This window comes from Streptomyces sp. NPDC001868 (genome assembly GCF_040297125.1).
Taxonomy (GTDB): Bacteria; Actinomycetota; Actinomycetes; order Streptomycetales; family Streptomycetaceae; genus Streptomyces.
Map to the genome: position 1 here is coordinate 44,346 of NZ_JBEOYO010000010.1, position 20,663 is coordinate 65,008.

General features: G+C 68.8%; 18 protein-coding genes and 1 tRNA gene. 10 read left to right on the plus strand and 9 right to left on the minus strand.

The genetic code is table 11. The features are described from left to right. The first annotated feature begins 163 nt into the window (after positions 1–163). The gene (locus ABT147_RS14720; protein ID WP_351405710.1) at positions 164–1,702 is read left to right on the plus strand and encodes a hypothetical protein; all 1,539 of its coding nucleotides are present in this window, start codon (positions 164–166) and stop codon (positions 1,700–1,702) included. A gap of 199 nt (positions 1,703–1,901) precedes the next feature. Here the strand turns inward: ABT147_RS14720 and ABT147_RS14725 are convergent, their stop codons facing one another. Then, positions 1,902–3,833, minus strand: a complete 1,932-nt coding sequence (locus tag ABT147_RS14725) for a serine/threonine-protein kinase (RefSeq protein ID WP_351405712.1) — start codon at positions 3,831–3,833, stop codon at positions 1,902–1,904. Between the two features lie 280 nt (positions 3,834–4,113). Continuing rightward, the gene (locus tag ABT147_RS14730; RefSeq protein WP_033530590.1) at positions 4,114–4,662 is read right to left on the minus strand and encodes a helix-turn-helix domain-containing protein; all 549 of its coding nucleotides are present in this window, start codon (positions 4,660–4,662) and stop codon (positions 4,114–4,116) included. Positions 4,663–4,844: 182 nt separating this feature from the next. Between ABT147_RS14730 and ABT147_RS14735 the strand changes: the two genes are divergently transcribed. After that, positions 4,845–4,917: transfer RNA gene (locus ABT147_RS14735), tRNA-Ala, on the plus strand. A gap of 454 nt (positions 4,918–5,371) precedes the next feature. Here ABT147_RS14735 and ABT147_RS14740 read toward each other — a convergent pair. After that, a complete protein-coding gene (locus ABT147_RS14740; protein WP_351405714.1) occupies positions 5,372–6,076 on the minus strand; it encodes a DUF5324 family protein in 705 nt (234 codons plus the stop codon). 361 nt (positions 6,077–6,437) lie between these two features. On the opposite strand from ABT147_RS14740, the gene ABT147_RS14745 reads away from it, so the two are divergent. Further along, a complete protein-coding gene (locus tag ABT147_RS14745) occupies positions 6,438–6,971 on the plus strand; it encodes a peptidylprolyl isomerase (protein ID WP_351405716.1) in 534 nt (177 codons plus the stop codon). 154 nt (positions 6,972–7,125) lie between these two features. Next, positions 7,126–8,022, plus strand: coding sequence for a rhomboid family intramembrane serine protease (locus ABT147_RS14750; RefSeq protein ID WP_351405718.1), 897 nt, complete (start codon positions 7,126–7,128; stop codon positions 8,020–8,022). A gap of 303 nt (positions 8,023–8,325) precedes the next feature. On the opposite strand, the gene crgA is transcribed toward ABT147_RS14750, so the two are convergent. Continuing rightward, positions 8,326–8,580 carry a cell division protein CrgA gene (crgA, locus tag ABT147_RS14755; RefSeq protein ID WP_045558527.1) on the minus strand — a complete coding sequence of 85 codons (255 nt, stop codon included), beginning with the start codon at positions 8,578–8,580 and terminating at the stop codon, positions 8,326–8,328. 142 nt (positions 8,581–8,722) lie between these two features. On the opposite strand from crgA, the gene ABT147_RS14760 reads away from it, so the two are divergent. Genes ABT147_RS14760 through ABT147_RS14785 form a run of 6 tightly spaced genes read left to right on the plus strand, consistent with a single transcriptional unit; the run spans position 8,723 to position 13,189 of the window. After that, positions 8,723–9,571 carry a DUF881 domain-containing protein gene (locus ABT147_RS14760; protein ID WP_351405720.1) on the plus strand — a complete coding sequence of 283 codons (849 nt, stop codon included), beginning with the start codon at positions 8,723–8,725 and terminating at the stop codon, positions 9,569–9,571. Between the two features lie 17 nt (positions 9,572–9,588). After that, a complete protein-coding gene (locus tag ABT147_RS14765) occupies positions 9,589–10,281 on the plus strand; it encodes a class E sortase (protein WP_351405722.1) in 693 nt (230 codons plus the stop codon). A gap of 53 nt (positions 10,282–10,334) precedes the next feature. Beyond that, positions 10,335–10,496, plus strand: coding sequence for a hypothetical protein (locus ABT147_RS14770; RefSeq protein WP_351405723.1), 162 nt, complete (start codon positions 10,335–10,337; stop codon positions 10,494–10,496). Next, positions 10,493–11,143 carry an aminodeoxychorismate/anthranilate synthase component II gene (locus ABT147_RS14775; protein WP_060884000.1) on the plus strand — a complete coding sequence of 217 codons (651 nt, stop codon included), beginning with the start codon at positions 10,493–10,495 and terminating at the stop codon, positions 11,141–11,143. The genes ABT147_RS14770 and ABT147_RS14775 overlap by 4 nt, the downstream gene beginning before the upstream one ends. Continuing rightward, positions 11,140–12,423, plus strand: a complete 1,284-nt coding sequence (locus tag ABT147_RS14780; protein WP_351405725.1) for a class E sortase — start codon at positions 11,140–11,142, stop codon at positions 12,421–12,423. The genes ABT147_RS14775 and ABT147_RS14780 overlap by 4 nt, the downstream gene beginning before the upstream one ends. 25 nt (positions 12,424–12,448) lie before the next feature. Beyond that, positions 12,449–13,189: a class E sortase gene (locus ABT147_RS14785; protein ID WP_351405727.1), complete on the plus strand. Its 741-nt coding sequence runs from the start codon at positions 12,449–12,451 to the stop codon at positions 13,187–13,189. A gap of 199 nt (positions 13,190–13,388) precedes the next feature. Here ABT147_RS14785 and pknB read toward each other — a convergent pair whose 3' ends face one another. The 5 genes from pknB to ABT147_RS14810 all read right to left on the minus strand — a co-directional run bounded on the left by pknB (position 13,389) and on the right by ABT147_RS14810 (position 20,656). Beyond that, a complete protein-coding gene (gene pknB, locus ABT147_RS14790; protein WP_351405729.1) occupies positions 13,389–15,377 on the minus strand; it encodes a Stk1 family PASTA domain-containing Ser/Thr kinase in 1,989 nt (662 codons plus the stop codon). Between the two features lie 169 nt (positions 15,378–15,546). Beyond that, a complete protein-coding gene (locus tag ABT147_RS14795; RefSeq protein WP_351405731.1) occupies positions 15,547–17,013 on the minus strand; it encodes a peptidoglycan D,D-transpeptidase FtsI family protein in 1,467 nt (488 codons plus the stop codon). Continuing rightward, entirely contained in the window at positions 17,010–18,446 is a 1,437-nt protein-coding gene (locus ABT147_RS14800; RefSeq protein ID WP_351405733.1) for an FtsW/RodA/SpoVE family cell cycle protein, read from the minus strand. The genes ABT147_RS14795 and ABT147_RS14800 overlap by 4 nt, the downstream gene beginning before the upstream one ends. Before the next feature lie 27 nt (positions 18,447–18,473). Next, entirely contained in the window at positions 18,474–20,003 is a 1,530-nt protein-coding gene (locus ABT147_RS14805) for a Stp1/IreP family PP2C-type Ser/Thr phosphatase (protein ID WP_351405735.1), read from the minus strand. Between the two features lie 128 nt (positions 20,004–20,131). Then, positions 20,132–20,656: an FHA domain-containing protein FhaB/FipA gene (locus ABT147_RS14810; protein WP_351405737.1), complete on the minus strand. Its 525-nt coding sequence runs from the start codon at positions 20,654–20,656 to the stop codon at positions 20,132–20,134. Between the last annotated feature and the right edge of the window lie 7 nt (positions 20,657–20,663).

Here is a 20,663-nt window from a genome sequence, read left to right on the forward strand (position 1 = left end):
GCCGTGGCATCCGAGGCGCTGCTGAGGATCACGACCGCTGGACGGGGCAGGGTCCGCTGAGCTTGTTTCCGGGCATCGACTGCCCAGGCTTCTTCCGGGCTTCGACTGCGGAGCCTCGACTTCGGAGCAGCGACTTCGGGTCTACGACGAGGGGTGGCGCGTGATGGGGCGGCGCACGGTCTGGTGGCGAGCTGCGGCAGCCGTGGGAGCGGCCCTGTGCGCGACGACGGCGTCGGCCGGATCCGCCGCGGCGGCCGACGCGCCCACTCCGTACTCCTACGCCGAGGGCGCGAGCACGGTCGAGGGCGCCAAGAGCAGTACGGGTGCCGTGCGGCTGGCGGCCGGCCGGACGTACAAGAGCTCCATCGGCCCGGGCGCCAAGCTCTACTACCGTCTCGACCTCGGCGCCGCCGCCAACGCGTACGTCTCGGCCACGGCCGTGCCGGAGGCCGGAGCGGCGGTCGGCTCCGCGGACGGCGTGAGGGTGTCCCTGCAGGACGCGGACGCCCATCGCTGTTCGTACGAGACCGCCCGCTTCGGCCCGACCCGCAGTGCGCACCCTGTCACCGCCTGGGCCTCGCGTGAGATCGGCAGCGACGAGTACATGTGCCAGGGGGCCGGGGTGTACTACGTCGTCGTCGAGCGGGTCGGCTCGGCTGCGGGAGGCGGGACAGGGGCGGGGGCAGGGGCAGGGACGAGCGCGGGATCGGCATCGGGTTCGGTTTCGGGATCGGTGTCGGGTTCGCCCTCGGAGGGATCGTCCGAGGAGTGGGGGCTGGAACTCGGGTTCGTGTCGGAGCCGGCTGTCACGAAGGGGGGTGCGACGAGCGCGCCCGAGAGCTGGAACTCCGCATCGCCCGAAGTCCTGTCCGGCGACCCCGAGCGTCGCCGCGGCGGGAGCGGCTTCGCCACGGCGGGCCCCGTGACGCAGGGCGTCTGGCAGGACGAGGCCGGGATCAGGGCCGGGGAGACGCTCTTCTACAAGGTGCCCGTCGGCTGGGGACAGCAGCTCCACGCCACCGCCGAGCTGGGCAGTACGACCGCCGGCGACGGCTACGTGGGGAACGCGTTCGTCATGTCGCTCTACAACCCCGTACGTGGCTTCGTGGACGACACGACGACCAACTACGGGGGCGAACAGCGGTCCGCCGCCCTGGACCCGCTCCCGCCTGTCGCGTACGAGAACCGTTTCTCCCTCGACGGCGAGGTGAGCGGGATGCGGTTCGCCGGCTGGTACTACCTCGTGCTGCACGTCGGTACGTCGGTCGCCGAGCGGTACGGCGAGGAGCCTCTCGGTTTGACCCTGCGGGTGCGGCTGGAGGGCGAGGCAGGGGCCGGACCGGTCTATCTGGGCGCCTCTGAGCCGCGTGGGGTCTTCGAGGTCAGCGAGGGGGACCAGGAGGCCGCGGAGAGCGGGGCCACGGGGGACACGTTGGACGGCGCTGGGGACAGCGGCGGTGGTGAGGACGCGGAGACTTCCGGTGGCGGCGAGGGGTCCGGGAGCGCCTCCGGCGCCAGTGACCAGCGCCTCGCCATGACGGTCGTCGCGGCCGGCGGCATCGGCACGGGGAGCCTGCTGGTGCTCGGACTCGTGGTGTGGACCCTCGTGGCGCGCAGGCGTGCGTCCGCCGCAGCGGAGGCCGAGCGGCCCAAGGCGGGTGCCGCCCCGCGGGGGCGGCATGGGGCGTCACGGGGGTGGTAGGGCGAGCGGTCGTGCTGGGGACGGTGAGGTGTGGCGCCGGGCGCTGACGGGCGGGCCCTGGTGGACGGCAGTTGTTTCGGCGATCGCGGCTGAACCGGCGGGCGAGTGCTGTCGGGGAGCGCCGTCGGGGAGCGCTGCCGGGGGAGGCAGACTCGGCCTAGGGGCGTCGGTGAGTGTCGGTGTGCGTCGGTGGTCAGGATCAGAGTTGGCCCAGCGCCCAGAACCCCACCGCGAAGCAGGCCAGTGCGAGCAGCAGGACCGGAACGACCACCTTGACGGGCGGGCCCGGACGGCGCCGGGGAAGCGCCCGCGATCGACGTGGAACCTGCGGGGGCCGAGCGGTGTATGAACCAGTAGAGGCGAAAGCGTGCTGCTGCACCGCCGCGATCGGGGTCTGAGAGAGGCCCGGCTCCGGGTGCGCATGGGGGGAGGGCACATGTACGGGTTCGGGGTGCTGCACCGGGGCAGTTTGGACAGGCGTCGCGGCGGGGGGAGTGGCCTGCTGCTCGGGTTGGTCCTCTGGGTGGCCGGGGCCAGGGAGGCGCTGCTGCTCCGACTGACGCGCCGGCGCCTGGGCGGCGAGCACCTGGGGCGGCGGCAGATGGAAGCTGCCGGTGTCCGACATCGTGGACGGCCGCGGGGGTACGGGGTCGCGCTCGGGGCGTGGGGGTACGGCGGCGGGGGGCGACTCGGGCGATACGTGGCCGGTGTGCGCCGGAGAGGCCGAAGAAGCCGCAGGCGAGGAGCCGGAATCGTGAGACCACTGCCCGGCGCCGGCGCCGGTGGAGCCGGTGTGGGGCGGGGCGTTGGTGGGCATGGGCGGCGGCGATATGGAGCCCGTGTACGGAGGCTGAGGCACGGAGTCTGTCGGCGCTGCGGGTAGCGCGATGCCTGTGCCGGGCTGGGACGGCGGGCCCTGGGGCGGCGGGCTGTATGGCGGCGGATTGTGCGGCGGCGGTGGCGTCGCCTCAGCGCCGGGCTGTGAGACCCCCTGGGCAGCCGGCCCTGCGATCGACGACGAGGACGACGGCGCGGGGGGGAAGGGCAGTGACGCGGCGGATGGGGGCGGCAGTGACGCGGCGGGCAGAGAGAACGGGGAGGAGTCGGGAGGCGAGGGAACGGCTGGAGCCGGTGGAGAGGAAGAGGGCTGCCGACCGGGCGAGTTGGAGGGAGTGCCAGTGCCCGAGCTGAAAGTCGGCGAGGACATGCCGCCGGTGCTCGTGCCCGTCTTGTCCAGCCCCGATGCCCTGTGCAGGGGACCTTCCGGGGCGAACCCCTTGGGGAGCGGGCCGAGTTGGTCGAAGACCTCCACCAGCTCGTCGTCGGGCCCCGGCTCGGGCAGGAGTTCTGTGGCCGCTGCGAGGGCCTTGCGGGCGCCTGTGGCGGTGCGGAAGCGGGAATCGGGGTCGGGCTGGAGCAGCGTGGCGATGACCTGCCACAGCGGCTCGGGAATGCCTCGCGGGGCTTTCGGCGTGCCGTGGGCGGCGAAGTGCTCGATGAGGGCCTTGGAGTCGGGTTTCGCGCCCTCCAGGAGGTACAGGGCGACGAGGCCCACCGCGAAGAGGTCGGCCGGGAAGTCCGGGTCGGCGCCCAGCATCTGCTCGGGAGCGAAGTAACCCGGCGTTCCCACCACATAGTTGGTCTCGGTCAGCCGGGGCTCGCCCAGGCGCATGGCGATGCCGAAGTCGGACAGGCGCAGGCGGGGCCGGGCCGTGCCGGTGGCCTCCAGCAGCACGTTGGCGGGCTTGATGTCGCGGTGGATGACGCCCTCGGCGTGCACGGCGGCGAGGCCGGACAGCAGCTGGTCGAGCAGGCCACAGACATAGGCGGGCGGAAGGGGCCCGTAGTCGTTGACGAGGTTGACCAGGGAGCCTCCGGCCACCAGGTCCATGGTGAACAGGACCTTGTCGTCGTCGGCGGCCCAGCTGGCGGGCGCGAGCACATGGGGATGGTCGATCCGCACGGCCTGCTCGCGGACGAAGCGCAGCAGAGCATGCGCGTCACGCTGTTGCAGGACCTTGGCGGCCACATAGCGACGGCGGCGGTGGTCCCAGGTGCGCCAGACCGCGCCGACTCCCCCGCGCCCGATCGGGTCGACCAGTTCGTACCGGCCGGCGAAGACCTCACCCATGGCTGTGCGTCGTTCCCCCTTCGGCTCCCCCCTGGCTGCCCACCGGCGGAGGGCACGGCGCTCGCGCCGCCCTCCGCGGAGCCGGCTCGCACGTGCCCGGCTCCCCGGAGCTTGCTTCCTTCCGCTGTCCCCCTGCCGTTCTCTTCCGCTGCGACTTCTCCGGCTCTCCTGGAGCCTACGTCCACGTATCCGTGGCTCACGAGGGGCCTACAGACCCCTCGTCCCCCGTATCGGCCTGGGCCCGGCCGCCGAACCCCCTTCCGGGGACCGGGCCTTGGGCTCAGTTCTGGTGGGACTGGTAGTGCGCCACCGCGTCCGAGGTGCGGCCCGCGCCGTACACCCGGAGGAACTCTGCCAGTTCCGGGTGGGTCGGGGCGAGGGTGTCCGCCGCCTCGATGATGTCGCCCGCGGCCGCCACCGAGCGAAGCAGCGACTGGATCTCGCGGACGACCCGCTTGACGGTGGGCGCCCCCGAACTCGTCGTCGACTGCGTGGTGTTGCTGAGCACCGATCCCCCCTGTGACTTCTTGATCTCGTCCATGCGCTCGGTCGCCTCGGCGGCGCTCACGCTGCCGTCCGCGACCTGACCCGCCAGGTCCTGCAGCAGCTGCACCCGCTGGACCACCGCCGGGTTGCCGATCTTGGCACGCTGACCGCTCATCAGCTGCGACAGCATCGGTGCGGACAGGCCCAGCACCCCCGCGAGACGGGCCTGGTTGAGACCCAGGTCCTCGATGAGCCTACGGAAGAGCGCCCCCAACGGCTCTCCGTACCAGTTCCGCTGCAGCTCCCGGGCTCTTGCGGTCGCTTCCTGCTGTGCGGCGTCCATTGCGTCTCCCCATCGCTTCCCCAAATACCGTGGTTCGCTGTAGCGAACCACGACGAGCATCTTACGGAGAGTGGTCGTTCACGGGGACCCCCAATCTTTTTGCGAGATCCCGGGGGTGACCCGGTACTCTGGTCTGCGAAGCCCCCCGGTGGTCGGTGCCTCCGGGTGGATGCTTCCCTTCCGGGGCCTTAGCTCAGTTGGTAGAGCGCTGTCTTTGCATGGCAGATGTCAGGGGTTCGACTCCCCTAGGCTCCACAGCGGATTGACCGGGCCGGATGTCGTAGGACATCCGGCCCGGTCATTTTTCTTGCCTCCGGTGCCGGCGTCTTCAGCCCCGCTCTGGATGGGGTTCGTCGCGATCGCTATCTGTGCATTCAGCGAAGAGAGGGCCGCTGGAACGGGTGGACGGGTGGTGGCACGTGTCGACGTGCGCATATGCGAAACAGGTGCACTGGGTCACCCAAGTGCACGCCGGAATGTGTGCGTCACCCTTCGCAACCGGATCAACACATTCCGGCCCCTGTGTTCCGTCGGCTCTGGAGGCGGTGACGTTTCACGTGAAACAGCCCTGTGGGGCAGAAGAACTCCAAGTCTTCTGCCCCACAGGGCTGTTGAAAGATGTCCCGCCGAACGCACCCCCGGGCAGGCGGAGCCAGCCGGAAACGCGTCCTGGGGCGGCCTCGGTGAAAATGACCTCGGCCGCCGGTTCTCAGGGGCGGTTGTCGCGGTCTGCCGCCGCCTCCTCCTCGGCCTGCTTGGCCTGGACCTCGGGGTCGAGGGCGGACTGGCCGCTGCCGTCGACGGAGGACAGGTGACCGGGGTCGGAGACCTCGGTGGCGGCGGGGGGCTCGACCAGCCAGTCGGGGTTGGCCTGCTTGTCCCACCACTTCCAGGCGGCGAAGGCACCGCCCGCCAGGACACCCAGCACGGCCATGCCCTTGACGGCACGGCCGAGCCTCGCGCGGCGCTGCTGCCTGCGGATCAGCCTCTCGATCTGCCGAGGCGAGACCTGTCCGCGCAGCGCGGCCAGCGCCGCGACACTGCGGGCGGTGGCCTCCTCACGGACGGGGCCGGCGGCGGCCACGGCCTGTTCGATACGTGGACGGGAGTAGTCGGCGGCCTGGCGGGCCGCCTTGCGGGTGCGGACGGCGGCTTCATGGGCCGCTTGATCGACCTTCGGCGGTACATGCGTGCGGGCCTGCTCCAAGCGCGGAACGACATGGGCGCCGTACTGGACGCGTGCCTGTACCGCGGCCTGCGACACCTTCGGCGCGAGTCGTACGCGTGCCTCTTGTGCGTAGTGCGAGGCCTTGTCCTTGGCCGTGTCGGCGTAGGGCGCCACCACTTCCGCGGCGTGCATCACGCTGTCCTTCGCCGAGCCGGTCGCGGCGCGCACGCTGTCGATGCGGGTCACGGGATCCTCCTCCTCGGTGGCGTACGGTAATTCGACTTTCCACCCTTTTGGGGATCATGCCTCCCGGAGCGCTCCGGGGCATGTGCGGGCGGGCATCCGGGTCACGAGCACCGGCTCCGGCTGATCATCGAGCAAGAGCCGCTCTGAACCGGTCACGTGCAATAGAGGATGAATACGGGACAACGGGAATTTGTCCGCGACAGTGCCGACAATGCCACGGATCGCCGCGAAGCGCGCCGGTACCGGGGGTACTCGACCGGTTTTCCCCGTCCATGTCGTACGAGAGCGTGGGCGTCGGGGGACGGACGGCGTCGTCCGTGCGAGGATCGGGGGAGTCACAAAGGACAACGGAAGGCAGATCGTGGCAGAGCAGCTGTACGCCACCCTGAAGACCAACCATGGCGACATCGAGGTACGGCTGCTGCCGAACCACGCGCCCAAGACGGTCCGTAACTTCGTCGAGCTCGCCCAGGGCGAGCGTGAGTGGACCAACCCGGCCACCGGCCAGAAGTCCACGGACAAGCTCTACGACGGCACGGTCTTCCACCGGGTGATCAGTGGATTCATGATCCAGGGCGGTGACCCGCTGGGCAACGGCACCGGTGGTCCCGGCTACCAGTTCGCGGACGAGTTCCACCCGGACCTCGCCTTCGACAAGCCCTACCTGCTGGCCATGGCCAACGCGGGGCCGGGCACCAACGGGTCGCAGTTCTTCATCACCGTCTCCCCGACGGCGTGGCTGACCCGGAAGCACACCATCTTCGGTGAGGTCGTCGACGCGGGCAGCCAGAAGATCGTGGATGCCATCGCCGGCGCCCAGACCAACCCGCGCACCGACCGCCCGGTCAACGACGTCGTCATCGAGTCGGTCGTCGTCGAGACCCGCCAGGGCTGAGCCCGCAGGGTTCCGCGCGAGGTACGAGCACGCCGGGTTCACCGTTGCGGACCGGACCGAAAGGTTCCACAAGGTCCGAAGGGAACCAATCGCCCCGCTCATCCGTAAGGATGGGCGGGGCGACGCGTTCCACACACGAGACGGAGGGGACCCGATGGACCAGGTGCCGAGCAGCTCGCCGGACGCGCAGAGCCTGCCCACCTGCTACCGGCATCCGGACCGCGAGACCGGTATCCGCTGCACCCGCTGCGAGCGACCCATCTGCCCCGAGTGCATGGTGAGCGCCTCCGTCGGCTTCCAGTGCCCCGAATGCGTCCGCGGCGGCTCCGGCACAGGCCACGCGCCCTCCGCCTCCGCCCCGCGCACCCTCGCGGGCGGCACGGTCGCCTCCGACCCCCGGCTCCTCACCAAGATCCTGGTCGGCGCGAACCTGCTGTTCTTCCTGGTGCAGCAGACATCCGCGGGTGAGACGTTCACCGACCGGTTCGACCTCATCGGACGGGCCTGGGTCCCGGAACTGGGCCTCTCGCTCCAGGGCGTCGCCGAAGGCCAGTGGTACCGGCTGGTGACGTCGATGTTCCTGCACAGCGGCGTCACGCACATCCTGTTCAACATGCTCAGCCTGTGGTGGATCGGCGGCCCTCTGGAAGCGGCTCTCGGCCGAGCCCGCTATCTGGCTCTCTATGTCGTCGCCGGCCTCGCGGGCAGTGCGCTCACCTACCTGCTCGCCGAACCGACCCAACCGTCGCTCGGTGCCTCCGGCGCCATCTTCGGGCTCTTCGGCGCCACCGGCGTCCTCATGCGCCACCTCAAGTACGACATGCGCCCGCTGATCATCCTGCTGGTGATCAACCTGATCTTCACTTTCGCCCCGATGTTCAACATTGCCTGGGAGGCCCACGTCGGCGGCCTCGTCGGCGGTGTACTGATCGGCTACGCGATGGTGCACGCGCCGCGTGAGCGGCGGGCGCTGGTCCAGTACGGCGTGTGCGCTCTGGTACTGGCCGTAGTGGTGATCATGACCGTGCTCAGGACCGCGCAGCTGACCTGAGGTGATGGCGGACCGTCACCGGTTCAGCGCTCCTTCGGCACCGTTACAGCACCGTTGTCCACAGACCGTGGCGGATCTTGTGCATAGGGTGCGGGAACAGGTGTGCCCCCTGTCGCTCACCTGTGTTTTCACAGGTCAGACAGGGGGCGAACATGTTTGCGGATGCCGGTAGGTCAGTCGTACCGGCGTCAACGCCCAGTGAGTTATCCACAGATCGTCGTTCTTTTTCCCCACTGTGGAAAACACCTGTGGATAACTCGGTGGATAGCTCTGGGGAGAGCTACTGCCACCGGGCGGAGACCGCTACTTCCACTGGGTCGAGACGCCGAATCCCGCGGCGATGAAGCCGAAGCCCACCACGATGTTCCAGTTGCCGAGCGAGTCGATCGGCAGCGAGCCGTCGGTCACATAGAAGACGACGATCCAGGCCAGCCCGATGAGGAACATGGCCAGCATGACCGGCGCCACCCAGCCGCGGCTGTTCAGCTTGATGTTCGTGGCCTGCTTGGACGGCGGAGGCGTGTAGTCAGCCTTCTTGCGGATACGTGACTTCGGCACGAGGGTCTCTCCTGTCGATGCGCTGCGTGGCCGCGCAGGGAACTGTGGCGGGCTCCGGGGCAGCGTACAAGGGGACACTGAATGCTCCCCCGGGCGTCCGTTAGCGTAGTGCTTCCGCGGCGCCTAAGGAGATAAGGGTACGTTGAGCAATTCAGCCGACTCCCCCGAGGCTGGTTCCGGCACCTCCCCCGAGGCCGGGTCCGGCGACTCCTCCGGGACGGGTTCCGACTCGGCCGCCCGAGACGCCGACACCTCCTCCCGAGGCGGTTTCCGCCCCGTACGTGTGCTCACGGTCGGGGTCTTCGCCCTCGCCGGGCTGATCTTCTTCACCAGCTTCGACACGGCCAAGGGCACCAACATCCGTACGGACGCCTCGCTGCTGAAGCTCTCCGACCTGATCCAGGAGCGCAGCCACAAGAACGGGCAGCTCGACGAGTCCAACGCGGTGCTCCGGGACGACGTCGAGGCCCTCGCCGAGCGGGACGACGGCAGCACCAAGGCCGAGGACGCGAAGCTGAAGGCGCTGGAGAAGAACGCCGGCACCCAGAAGCTCAAGGGCGACGCCCTCACGGTCACGCTCAACGACGCCCCGCCGGACGCCACCGCCAAGCTCCCCGGCTACCCCGAGCCGCAGCCCGACTACCTGGTCATCCACCAGCAGGACCTGCAGGCCGTGGTGAACGCACTGTGGCTGGGCGGCGCCGAGGGCATCAAGGTCATGGACCAGCGGCTGATCTCCACCAGCGCCGTGCGCTGCGTCGGCAACACCCTGATCCTCCAGGGCCGCGTGTACTCGCCCCCGTACAAGATCCAGGCGGTCGGTGACCCGGAGAAGCTGCAGAAGGCGCTCGCCGCGAGCGAGGCGATCCAGAACTACATGGTGTACGTCAACGTCTACGGGCTGGGCTGGAAAGTCACCGAGGACGGGCCGGTGACTCTTCCCGGCTACTCGGGCACAGTGGATCTGAAGTACGCGAAGCCCGTGGAGTAACGGCAGCCGGGGGACCCGTGTCGGTGCGCGTGATCGTGAGGACCGTCAGCGAACTCTGCATCACCGTCGGCACCCTGATCGTGCTCTTCGTCGTCTACGTGCTGTTCTGGACCGGCGTGAAGGCCGACACCGAGATGGACCACCAGGTCGACCTGCTCCAGGACCAGTGGGCGAAACAGCCCGTGAGGCCGACGCCCGGCCCGGGCGCCTCGGCGGCACCGGAGCCGCCCGCCCCGTACCGGGACGGCAAGGCCTTCGCCCTGATGTACATCCCGCGTCTTGGTTTCACGTGGAACAAGCCCGTCCTCGAAGGCACGAAGACGGACACTCTCAAGAAAGGGCTCGGGCACTACGCGAACACCACGCAGCTGGGACAGAAGGGAAACTTCGCGGTCGCCGGCCACCGCCGGACGTACGGCGATCCCTTCAAAGATTTTCCCAAGCTGCGACCCGGCGACGCGGTCGTCCTGACCGACGGCGCGGACTGGTTCACGTACGTCATCGACAAGGGGCCCTACCGGACATTGCCCACGGACGTCCAGGTCATCGACCCCGTGCCGAAGAAATCGGGGTACGCGCGCGTGGGGCGCTATCTGACGCTGACGACGTGCGACCCGGAGTGGGGACACAGTCATCGGCTCATCGTCTGGGGACATCTGGATTCCACGCAGCCTGTGGAGTCAGGGAAACCGGAGGCACTACGCCGTTAGTCTGGTGGCGGTACGGCGTGAGTCCGGTGCCGTGGTGTGAAGGAAGGGACGGCATGTACGGCTGGATCTGGCGACATCTGCCGGGTAACGCGTGGCTGAAGGCGCTGTTTTCCCTCGTGCTGACCCTGGCCGTCGTCTATGTCCTCTTCCAATACGTCTTTCCCTGGGCGGAGCCCCTGCTCCCCTTCAACGATGTGACGGTGAACGACCAGTGAGTGCCGCCCGACCCGCCCGGGTCCTCGTCGTCGACAACTACGACAGCTTCGTCTTCAACCTGGTCCAGTACCTGTACCAGCTGGGCGCCGAGTGCGAGGTGCTGCGCAACGACGAGGTGGCGACCTCCCACGCCCAGGACGGCTTCGACGGTGTGCTCCTGTCCCCCGGGCCGGGCACCCCCGAGGAGGCCGGCGTCTGCGTCGACATGGTCCGCCACTGCGCCGCGACCGGGGTCCCGGTCTTCGGCGTCTGCCTCGGCATGCAGTCCATGCAGGTGGCGTACGGCGGTGTCGTGGACCGCGCTCCCGAACTGCTGCACGGCAAGACGTCGCTGGTGGAGCACGAGGGCAAGGGCGTCTTCGCGGGCCTGCCCACTCCCTTCACCGCGACCCGCTACCACTCCCTGGCCGCCGAACCGGCGACCGTGCCGGCCGAGCTGGAGGTCACGGCGCGCACCCACGACGGGATCATCATGGGCCTCAGGCACCGTGAACTGCCCGTCGAGGGTGTGCAGTTCCACCCCGAGTCGGTGCTCACCGAGCACGGCCACCGCATGCTCGCCAACTGGCTGGCGGAATGCGGCGACCAAGGTGCCGTGGCGAGGTCGACAGGGCTCGCGCCCGTGGTGGGCAGGGCCACGGCGTGACGGCCCTGCGCCCCGAGCGCGAGAGTGCCCCCTACGGCGGCGAGGCCGCGTACGGGGGCGCCGAGTCGTTCGAGGCGGAGGCCTTCGAGCCCGGGGCGCCGTTCGGTGACACGGCCGAGCCCCAGCAGTGGGCCGCGCAGCAGGCCCCGCAGTACATCCAGGGCGAGTGGTACGGGCAGCAGCAGCCGTACGCGAGGCCCTCGTTCGAGCCGTACGAGGCCTACGAGCCGCGTCCCCAGGCCCCGTCCGCCGGCCCCCAGAGCCCGTACGACGGTCTGTACGAGGTCTATGAAGGGGCGGGTGTCCACGGGGGAGCCTCGCCCGACACCGCCCAGGAGCACCCGCCGATCGACGAGGAGACCGTGGCGCTCCGGGTGGAGGAGGCGCGGCGTATAGCCGCCGAGGCCGAGCCGATACCCGCGCCCCCCGCTCCCGGAGGCCGTGCGGCCCGCCGTAAGGCCGCGAGACGGCACGGGAGGCACGGGGGGTCCCCTGGGGCCCATGGGGCGTCTGGAGGCGCTCAGGGGCCCGAGGAGGCCTTAGGAGCGGACGGGTCGATATCCCCTCGCTCCCGGATCGAGGCCCGGCGGGCGGCGCGGGCGCGGAAGCCCAGCGCGGGAGTGATCGCGAGCCGGGCCATCGGCGAGGTGTTCATCACCACCGGTGTGGTGATGCTGTTGTTCGTCACGTACCAGCTGTGGTGGTCGAACATCCGGGCCCATCAGCAGGCGGGCAGGGAGGCGACGAGCCTCCAGGAGGAGTGGAAGAGCGGCAAGCGGGCGCCCGGCGCGTTCGAGCCGGGGCAGGGTTTCGCCATCCTCCACATTCCGAAGCTGGACGTCGTCGTGCCGATCGCCGAGGGCATCAGCAAGTCGAAGGTCCTCGACCGCGGCATGGTCGGGCACTACGACGAGAACAGCATCAAGACGGCGATGCCCGAGGACAAGACGGGCAACTTCGGCATCGCCGGCCACCGCAACACCCATGGTGAACCGTTCCGTTACATCAACCGGCTCAAGCCGGGCGACCCGATCGTCGTGGAGACGCAGGACAAGTACTACGTCTACGACATGGCCTCCATCCTGCCGGTGACACCGCCGGCGAACGTCAGCGTGCTCAACGCCGTGCCCCCGGGGTCGGGTTTCACCGGACCCGGCCGCTACATCACGCTGACCACGTGCACGCCGGAGTTCACGAGCAAGTACCGCATGATCGTGTGGGGCAAGATGGTGGAGGAACGGCCGCGCAGCGAGGGGAAGCCCGACGCGCTCGTCCAGTAGGGGCTCGACCAAGGGCGGAAGAACTGTGGCAGTGACCACCGACGACACCGAAGAGAAGACAGACGCGCCCGAGACCGCACCACCCCGGCGCCGTATGAGCCGGCTCGCCATGGCGGTCAGCGTCTTCGGTGAACTCCTCATCACCGCGGGCCTGGTGCTCGGACTGTTCGTCGTCTACTCGCTGTGGTGGACGAACGTCCTCGCCGACCGCGAGGCCGACAAGGAAGCGAACAAGGTCCGCGACAACTGGGCCTCCGACGGCGGCCCGGGCGCCCTGGACACCAAGGACGGCATCGGCTTCCTGCACGTCCCCGCCATGAGGAACGGCGAGGTCCTGGTGAAGAAGGGCACCTCCACCAAGATCCTCAACGGTGGCGTCGCCGGCTACTACACCAACCCGGTCAAGGCGACCCTCCCCAGCTCCGACAAGGACGGCAACTTCACCCTCGCCGCCCACCGCGACGGTCACGGCGCGAAGTTCCACAACATCGACAAGCTCGGCAAGGGCGACGCGATCGTCTTCGAGACCCGTGACAACTGGTACGTCTACAAGGTCTACGACACCCTCACCGAGACCTCGAAGTACAACGTCAAGGTCCTCTCGAACGTCCCCAAGGAGTCCGGCAGGAAGAAGGCCGGCAAGTACATCACCCTCACCACCTGCACGCCCGTCTACACCTCCCGGTACCGGTACATCGTTTGGGGCGAGCTGGAGCGCGTGGAACGGGTGAACGCGGAACGCACGCTGCCGAAGGAACTGCGGTAGCCGTTCCGCTGGTTTCCTGCTCTTGGGTTTCCTGCTCCGGGTTCCTGCTCTTCGGGATGTTTCACGTGAAACAGTCGGTTTCACGTGAAACGTCGGGACGACGAAGGAGCCCCAGCACCCTCCCTGAAGGGGGTGCCGGGGCTCCTTCGTCGTGCGGGACGAGGTGGTCGATCAGTCCTCGTCCTGGGAACCGGTGGGGCTAATCGAAGAAGCCGCCGCCGTCGCTCCCGCCATTGTTGTTGTTGCCGTTGTTGCCGAAGCCCACCGAAGCGAGGGTGATCGTCGTCTGGGCCGGGTCGGCGCCGTTGCCGCCGTCCGGGTCCTGGTCGGTGACGAGTGCGGTGTCGCTCTGGTCGCTGCCGTTGGCGAACTGGATGTTGGTGAAGCCGGACGCCTGCAGGATCTGCTTCGCCTGGCCCACGGTCCGTCCCACGACGTTCGGGACCTCGACCTGCGCCGGCTCCTCCTCTTCGGCCGCCTTGCCGATCTGGATGGTGACCGTGTCGCCCTTGTTCAGCTCGGAGCCTGCCTCGGGGTTGGTCGCGACGACCTTGCCGACGAGGTTCTCGTCTTCGGTCTCGACCTCGGTGCAGGTGCCGACGAGGTTGTTGGCCGTCATCTGGGCCTTGGCGGCGTCACAGCCCTGGCCTGAGACGTCAGGGACGGTCTCCTTGTCCGGCGCCTTTGCGACCGTCAGGGTGACCGTGGAGCCCTTTTCGATCTTGGTGCCGATCGGGTCCTGGTCGATGACGACGTTGGGGGTGCGGTCGGACTCCTCGGTCTTCCTGTCGACCTCGAAGCCCTTTTCCTTGAGCTGGGACTGAGCCTCGTCGAAATCAAGGCCCTTCACATCGGGAACGGTGATCTTCGGAGCACCCGTCGAGATCACCAGGGCGATGGTGTCGCCCTTCTTGACCTTCGTGGCGGCGGCAGGATCCTGCTTGCAGACATTGCCGGTCTTCTGGTCCTCGCACTCGTCCTTGGTGGTCGTCACCAGCAGGTCGACGTTCTGGGCCGCCCGTTTGGCCTCCGCCTCGCTCTGGCCCACGAAGTTCGGTGCCTTGAGGGTGTCGTTGCCGGCGTTGCTGCCCGGAAACATCCACATGCCGATGAGGATCGCGCCGATCAGCACCAGCACACCCGCGACGACCAGGAGGATCGTCGAGGTGTTGTTCTTCTTCTGCTGGCGGCGTCGGCCCTGGCGGTCGTCGTAGCCGTAGCCGTCGTCCGGGCCGACCGGTGGCAGCATCGTTGTCGCACCGGCGTCGGCGCGCAGGGCGGTGGTCGGCTGTTCGTCAGGGTAGCCGCCGTAGCCGACCGAGCCCATGGCCGCCGTGGCCGCGACGGGCTGGCCGTCGAGGCAGGCCTCGATGTCGGCGCGCATCTCGTCGGCGGACTGATAGCGGTAGTCCGGGTCCTTGACCAGCGCACGCAGGACGATGGCGTCCATCTCCGGAGTGATCTCCGGGTCGAAGACGCTCGGGGGCTGCGGCTCCTCCCGCACATGCTGGTAGGCGACCGCCACGGGGGAGTCACCGACGAACGGCGGGCGGACCGTCAGCAGCTCGTAGAGCAGACAGCCCGTCGAGTACAGGTCGGATCGGGCGTCCACCTGCTCGCCCTTGGCCTGCTCCGGGGAGAGGTACTGGGCGGTGCCGATGACCGCGGACGTCTGCGTCATCGTCATACCGGAGTCGCCCATGGCGCGGGCGATGCCGAAGTCCATGACCTTGACCTGGCCGTTGCGCGTCAGCATGACGTTGGCCGGCTTGATGTCCCGGTGGACGATCTGGTTGCGGTGGGCGTACTCCAGTCCCTGGAGGATGCCGATGGTCATCTCCATGGCCCGCTCCGGCAGCAGCTTGCGGCCGCTGTGGAGAAGCTCACGGAGGGTGGAGCCCTCGACGTACTCCATGACGATGTACGGGATCGAGACCCCGTCGATGTAGTCCTCGCCCGTGTCGTAGACCGCCACGATCGCGGGGTGGTTGAGCGAGGCGGCAGACTGGGCTTCTCGGCGGAACCGGGCCTGGAAGGTGGGGTCGCGCGCGAGGTCCGCTCGCAGCGTCTTCACCGCCACGGTGCGGCCGAGGCGGGTGTCCATCGCGAGGTAGACCTCCGCCATGCCACCACGGCCGAGCACCTGGCCCAGCTCGTACCGGCCGCCGAGGCGACGCGGCTCTTCCATAGCTTCCTACCAGCCCTCTCCGTCGGTCCCGACCGCACCCATGTGTGGTCCGGCGGCTGTGCTCCGGGCATACGGTACCCGGCTCGCCTTCTGTGACCTGGCCAACCGCGTCACCCGATACAGGACCGGTATCGCAACGTGCACCGATGTGAAGGCGACGTGAGCGGCGTCACTTCTTGCTGTTGATCACTGCCTGCATCACGCTCTTCGCGATCGGGGCGGCGAGGCCGCCACCGGAGATGTCACCGCGCTCGGCGTCACTGTCCTCGACGACCACGGCCACGGCGACCGGCGAGCTGCCGTCCTCGAGCTCGGCGTACGAGATGAACCAGGCGTACGGCTTCTCCTTGTTGTCGAGGCCGTGCTGGGCGGTACCGGTCTTGCCGCCGACGGTGACGCCCTCGATCTTCGCCTTGCCGCCCGTGCCCTGTGGGTCGTTGACGACGGTCTTCATCATGTCCTGGAGCTTCTGGGCGGTCTCCGGCGAGACCGCCTGGGACAGCGTCTCGGGGTCGTGCGTCTCGATGACGTCGAGGTTGGAGGCGCGTAGTTGGTCGACCATGTAGGGCTTCATCAACTCGCCGTCGTTGGCGACGGCCGAGGCGACCATGGCCATCTGGAGCGGGGTGGTGCGGTTGGAGGCCTGGCCGATGCCGTCCAGGGCGTTCTGCGGGGCGTTGTCCTCGGGGTAGACGCTTTCGGCGGTCCGCACCGGGACATCCAGCTCGTCCTCGTTGAAGCCGAACTTCTCGGCCTGCTCGCGCATCTTCTCGTTGCCGACGTTGTCCGACATCTTCGCGAAGACGGTGTTGCAGGAGACCATCAGCGCGTAACGCAGGGTGGCGTTCTTGCACACGCCGTGCTCGTTCGTGAGGTCGGTTTTCGTGCCGGGCAGCTGGTAAGGGTCGGGCGTGCTCGTTTTGTCGTCGATGTCCGAGACGACATCGTTCTCCAAGGCGGCAGCGGCCGTGACCACCTTGAACGTGGAGCCCGGCGGGTAGGTCTCGCGCAGCGCGCGGTTCAGCATCGGCTTGTCGGAGTCCTTGTCCAGCTTCTGGAAGGCCTTGCTGTCCTTGCTGCTGATGCCGGCGAAGGTCGACGGGTCGTACGACGGGGTGGAAGCCAGGGCGAGGATCGCGCCGGTCTTCGGGTCGAGCGCGGCGACTGCGCCCTTCTTGTCGCCGAGGCCCTCGAATGCCGCCTTCTGCGCGGCGGCGTTGAGGGTGGTGACGACGCTGCCGCCCTCCTTCTTCTTGCCGGTGATCATGTCCAGCGTGTTCCGGAAGAAGAGCCGGTCGTCGTTGCCGGTGAGGATGCCGTCCTCGAGGCTCTCCAGTTGGGTGGCGCCGATGATCTGGGAGGAGTAGCCGGTGACGGGCGCCCACATCTCGCCGTTCTTCCAGGTGCGCTTGTACTTGTAGTCCGTGCCCTTGGTGGCGACCGACCCGGTGATCGCCTTGCCGTCGACGATGATGTCGCCGCGCGGGGTGCCGTAGCGCTCGATGGCCACCCGGCGGTTCTTGGTGTCCGTCTTCAGGGAGTCGGCCTGGACGTATTGGATCCAGTTGTCGCGGATGAGCAGGGCGAGCACGAGGAGCCCGCAGAAGATCGCGATCCGGCGCAGGGGCTTGTTCACGGTCGGACCACCTGGGTCATCTCGGCGTCGGGGTTCGGGGCGGGCGACGGCGCCGGGCGGCGCGCGGTGTCGCTGATGCGCAGCAGGATGCCGATCAGTGCCCAGTTGGCGATGACGGACGAACCGCCGTACGCGACGAAGGGCAGCGTCATACCGGTCAGCGGGATCAGACCCATGACGCCGCCGGCGACCACGAAGACCTGGAGACCGAAGGCGCCGGACAGGCCGACCGCCAGCAGCTTGCCGAACGGGTCGCGGGCGGCGAGGGCGGTGCGGATGCCGCGCTCCACGATCAGCCCGTAGAGGAGCAGGATCGCCATGACTCCGGCCAGGCCCAGTTCCTCACCGAAGGTGGCGAGAATGAAGTCGGAGTTGGCGGCGAAGCCGATGAGGTCGGAGTTGCCTTGGCCGAGGCCGGTGCCGAGCGTGCCGCCGGAGCCGAAGGCCCACAGGGCTTCCATGGACTGCGCCGAGTGGCCGATCACGGTCTTGGAGAGTTCCCACTCGCCCATGGGGTCCAGCCAGGCCTGGACGCGCTGCTGCACATGGATCTCGAACGAGGCCACACCGACGGCGCCGACGGCGGACATCAGCAGACCGAAGACGATCCAGCTGGTCCGCTCGGTGGCGACGTACAGCATGATCACGAACATGCCGAAGAACAGCAGCGAGGTACCGAGGTCGGTCTCGAAGACCAGGATCAGGATGGAGATGACCCACACGACGATGATCGGACCGAGGTCGCGACCGCGCGGCAGGTAGAGACCCATGAAGCGGCGGCTGGCGAGAGCGAGGGCGTCTCTCTTCACCATGAGATAGCCGGCGAAGAAGACCGCGATGATGATCTTCGCGAACTCTCCTGGCTGGATGGTGCCGAGGCCCGGGATCGCGATCCAGATCTTGGCACCGAAGGTCTCGGCCCCGAGGCCGGGAACCAGCGGCAGCATCAGCAGCACGAGGGCCGCCGCCATGGAGATGTAGGTGTAGCGCTGCAGGACCCGGTGGTCCTTGAGGAAGATCAGGACGGCGATGAACAGGGCGACGCCGATCGCGGAGTTCAGCAGCTGCCGCGGTGAGGCTTCGACGTACGTGCTGCTCAGTTGCAGCCGTTCGGACTGGTCGAGGCGGTAGATGGCCACCAGTCCGAGCCCGTTCAGCAGGGTCGCCAGGGGCAGCATCAGCGGGTCCGCGTAGGGCGCGAACTTGCGTACGACAAGGTGCCCAATGCCAGCCATGGCGCCGAGGCCGAGACCGTAGGCGGCCAGGCCGGCCGGAACCTTGTCGTCCAGGGCGAGGCCCACGTTGACGTAGGCGAACACCGGGATGACGACCGCGAACGCCAGCAGCGCCAGCTCGGTGTTGCGTCGGCTCGGGGTGCCGATCGCGCCGATCGTGGACGTGTGCTGCGTCGATGGGTTGGTAGTACTGCTCATCGTGTGAGTGGGCCCCTCGCGGCTTGCCTACTGCTCACCGCACCGTGAGACCAGTTCCTGCTCCTCCTCCGAGAGGCTGGGGCCGGTCGACGGTGTGGGTGCGGTCTGGGTCGGGGACGGGGACGTCGACGGTTTCGACGTCGGGGACGGTGTGGCCTTGGACGTGAGGGAGGTCTTCGTGGTTCCCGTGACTCCGCCGGCCTCGCCCTCGCCGGTCTTGGCGTTGTTGTCCGCGGCCTCGCGGCGCTCGGCGTTCTTCTTGCACGCCGACGCCTGGGTGGACAGCTCCGTGATCTTCTTCTGGGCGTCGCTCAGACCGCCCTCGGCGATCGTGGCCTCGACCAGCTTCTGCTGATAGGGCGGCAGGTACTTGAGTTCGATCTCGGGGTGGTCCTTCTCGACCTTCGAGAGCGAGATCCAGGCCAGGTCCTGGCTGATGCCGCGGTACAGCGCCACATGGTCGTCGTTGGAGCCGACGTAGTACTGCGTCTGGGTCCAGCGGTAGCCGCTGTACAGGCCCCCGCCGACCACGGCGAGGGCGAGGACGCCGAAGAAGGATCTCTTCAGCCACCTGCGCTTCTTGCGCGGCTTGACGAAGTCGTCGTCGGAGTAGTCGCCGAAGCTGCCCGGCGCCGGCATGTATCCGGTGGTGTCGCCGGAGCCGGGCGGGCCGAACTCGCCGCCGCCCTGTCCGTGCCCCTGGCGGCCGAGACCGGAGGCGCGGCCGGCCGGGGTCTGCATGATGCCGTTGTCCTGCAGATGGAGCTGGTTCTCGGCGACCGCGCCGACCACGACCGGGGTGTCGGAGAGCTGCCCGGCGAGGGTGTCCCCGGTGTCGAGGTCGAGGACGTCGGCGATGATGACCGTGATGTTGTCCGGGCCGCCGCCGCGCAGCGCGAGCTGGATCAGCTCCTGCACGGTCTCCTGCGGGCCCTGGTAGCTGGCGAGTGTCTCCTCCATCGTCTGGTGGGACACGACGCCGGACAGCCCGTCGGAGCAGATCAGGTACCGGTCGCCGGCGCGGACCTCGCGGATGGAGAGGTCGGGCTCGACGTGGTCGCCACTGCCCAGCGCGCGCATCAGCAGGGAGCGCTGCGGGTGGGTGGTGGCCTCCTCCTCGGTGATACGGCCCTCGTCGACCAGACGCTGCACCCAGGTGTGGTCCTGGGTGATCTGGGTGAGGACGCCGTCCCTGAGGAGGTAGGCGCGGGAGTCGCCGACATGCACGAGGCCGAGTCGCTGGCCGGTCCACAGCAGGGCGGTGAGCGTGGTGCCCATGCCCTCCAGCTGGGGGTCCTCCTCGACCATCGCGCGCAGCTGGTCGTTGGCGCGCTGCACGGCGGTGCCGAGCGAGGTGAGGATGTCGGAGCCGGGGATGTCGTCGTCGAGCGTGACGAGGGTGGAGATCACCTCGGAGGAGGCGACCTCACCGGCGGCCTGGCCGCCCATGCCGTCGGCGATCGCGAGCAGGCGGGGACCGGCGTAGCCCGAGTCCTCGTTGCCCTCGCGGATCATGCCTTTGTGCGATCCGGCGGCGAAGCGCAGTGACAGACTCATGCGCACCTCGCCCGTCGGCTCCGGGTACATCCGCACGGTGCCCACCCTCCGGTCGGGAGCGCGCCGGGACCCCTGGTGGGGGTCGCCCCTGCGTGCTCGCTCCGCTCGCGCCTATTCATGATGTAGCACTACTTCCGCAGCTCGATGACGGTCTTGCCGATGCGGATCGGCGCGCCCAGCGGGATCGGCGTGGGAGTCGTCAGTCGGTTCCGGTCGAGATACGTGCCGTTGGTGGACCCCAGGTCCTCGACGATCCACTGGCCGTCGCGGTCCGGGTAGATCCGGGCGTGCCTGCTGGAGGCGTAGTCGTCGTCCAGCACGATCGTGGAGTCGTGCGCGCGGCCCAGACTGATGGTCTGGCCCTGCAGTGCCACGGTCGTACCCGTCAGCGTGCCCTCGCTGACGACGAGTTTGGTCGGGGCGTTGCGCCCGCGGCGGCCGCCGGTGGCGGGCGCGGGCTGCTGGCCGCGTTGCTGCGGTGGCGCGGCCTGGCGGGCGGCCTGCTGTGGCCGCGCGGCCTCCCGGCGCGACCCCCGCTGGGTGACGCGCGTACCGAACAGGTCGCTGCGGATGACCTGCACGGCCACGATCACGAACAGCCACAGTACGGCCAGGAAACCCAGCCGCATGACCGTGAGGGTCAGCTCTGACATTGCCCCC

Bases quoted from the DNA above. Each gene is read 5' to 3' on its own strand.
- ABT147_RS14720 (WP_351405710.1), top strand. From the start codon at position 164: ATGGGGCGGCGCACGGTCTGGTGGCGAGCTGCGGCAGCCGTGGGAGCG.
- ABT147_RS14725 (WP_351405712.1), bottom strand. From the start codon at position 3,833: ATGGGTGAGGTCTTCGCCGGCCGGTACGAACTGGTCGACCCGATCGGG.
- ABT147_RS14730 (WP_033530590.1), bottom strand. From the start codon at position 4,662: ATGGACGCCGCACAGCAGGAAGCGACCGCAAGAGCCCGGGAGCTGCAG.
- ABT147_RS14750 (WP_351405718.1), top strand. From the start codon at position 7,126: ATGGACCAGGTGCCGAGCAGCTCGCCGGACGCGCAGAGCCTGCCCACC.
- ABT147_RS14770 (WP_351405723.1), top strand. From the start codon at position 10,335: ATGTACGGCTGGATCTGGCGACATCTGCCGGGTAACGCGTGGCTGAAG.
- pknB (WP_351405729.1), bottom strand. From the start codon at position 15,377: ATGGAAGAGCCGCGTCGCCTCGGCGGCCGGTACGAGCTGGGCCAGGTG.
- ABT147_RS14800 (WP_351405733.1), bottom strand. From the start codon at position 18,446: ATGAGCAGTACTACCAACCCATCGACGCAGCACACGTCCACGATCGGC.
- ABT147_RS14805 (WP_351405735.1), bottom strand. From the start codon at position 20,003: ATGAGTCTGTCACTGCGCTTCGCCGCCGGATCGCACAAAGGCATGATC.
- ABT147_RS14810 (WP_351405737.1), bottom strand. From the start codon at position 20,656: ATGTCAGAGCTGACCCTCACGGTCATGCGGCTGGGTTTCCTGGCCGTA.